The sequence below is a fragment of the Pectobacterium artocarpous genome (assembly GCF_046159765.1).
GTDB lineage: Bacteria > Pseudomonadota > Gammaproteobacteria > Enterobacterales > Enterobacteriaceae > Pectobacterium.
In genome coordinates, this window is record NZ_JBJXVK010000053.1 from 1 (window position 1) to 1670 (window position 1670).

Annotated in this window: 1 protein-coding gene; it reads right to left on the minus strand. The window is 44.7% G+C overall.

The window, feature by feature from the left end:
- Window positions 1–260: 260 nt before the first annotated feature.
- On the minus strand, window positions 261–1670 hold the full coding sequence (locus ACKQAD_RS20190; RefSeq protein WP_409161746.1) for a tetratricopeptide repeat protein: 1410 nt from the start codon (window positions 1668–1670) through the stop codon (window positions 261–263).

Sequence of the window (1670 nt, forward strand, 5' to 3'; positions counted from 1 at the left end):
CTGAGCGACCACCTTTAATCGGATGGCAATTACACAGAATTATTTACAGGGTCTGACATGGAGATATAAACGAGAAAGCGCCATAGTTTACTGGCGCTTTGTTTATATGACTCTGCCGTCCGGCAGAGTCATGCAGATATCATTGCTATGTGCTGCTTTGAGTATTCGTACACGCTGTAACCACGTTGGCAAATGCGCTGATACTGATAGCCCAGCGCTCTGGGCTATCAGTATGGACAATCGAACAGTCATCCTGAGTGTTAACGCTTTTCCTGTTGCTTTAAAATCCCCGTTTTAAGCACATCCACCTCTTCGCCGTTGATCGTGGCGGTAGCCGCGGTGACCTGATATTCCAAATCGTGGAACTGGCAAAAATCAGATTGGTACTGTGGGAGCAGGGCAGATTCTTGGGAAAATATGAATTTTTCTCCCATCATTCTGGCATCAAGGCTACTCAACCCAAAAGGTGGGAAAGCGAGCGTTTGTTCGGTAGATGCGCCTTTGCTGTTTTTGAGTTGCAACGTGGCGCGAAAATTAGCGACTTCGCCTACTTTATTCGTATTGATAGAGAAATTAAGCTCGCATTTATAGGGATTATTATTCCCACCGTATGGGCTAGATTCATGCTTTAACGTTAAAAGAGGTAATACGTCGCGGGTCGCTATTCTCTCGCGTTTGTCTTTTTCACATTGGCGAAAATAATTGTTATCTGTGCTTCCGGCGTATTTTTGAGCCTGATGACAATCTACGCCAACGTACTGCCCACTATAATACATCTGAGATAAATACCTGCCGGCACCCGTCAGGTCACGTTTATAGGCTTGTTCAAACAAGGCATAGGCCTTACTGTAATTGGCCTTGATAAGCACACCATGATAATACATTTTTCCCAGATTCATTAATGCGTTATCATCGCCTTGCTTTGCTGCATGCTCATACCATTTTTCCGCTTCTGCCCCATCTGGGTAAACGCCCCAACGTCCTTTTTCGTAGACTAACCCAAGTATATTTTGTGCTTCTCGATGACCGCCTTCAGCAGCGACACGGAACCACTTCAACGCCTCAATATTCTCATTTTTGATATCGGCATAGCCAAAATTATAGAAATGACCGATGTGGAAATTAATTTCTGGATCGCCATCCTTTGCCCAGAATGTCGCGAGTCGCAGAATATCCTGCTTGCTAAAACCAATATGGGTGAAGAAGCGTTGAGTATCGGCATCACCGCTCGTCAAATATCGTCTTACTACTCGAATTAATTTAGGACGATAGGATATATCACTATCGGCATCGGCTTTCACGGAATAAATGTAGTCGACAACCTTATCCATCACATCAACGGGTATTTTTATGTCGGTTTGATTCATTTTTTCTGCGAACTGTTTTGCACGTGCTTTATCCTGCGCCACACCTTTACCGTATTGATAAAAATACCAGACGTTGTAGCAGCCCAAATTGCCGTCTATTTCACAGGCCTGCTGATAATACTGGCGCGCTTGTGTCGTATTTTGCGGGACGGTGATGCCATATTCATAGATGAACCCCAGCATACTCAATGCCTGCGGGTCGTTGTCTTCCGCTAATGTCGTCAAGGCGGTTAATGCAGTAGCATCCTGCGGCTTTGTTGAATAAATCGAACTTTTGCTCAATCTCAGGATCAGATCACGCAT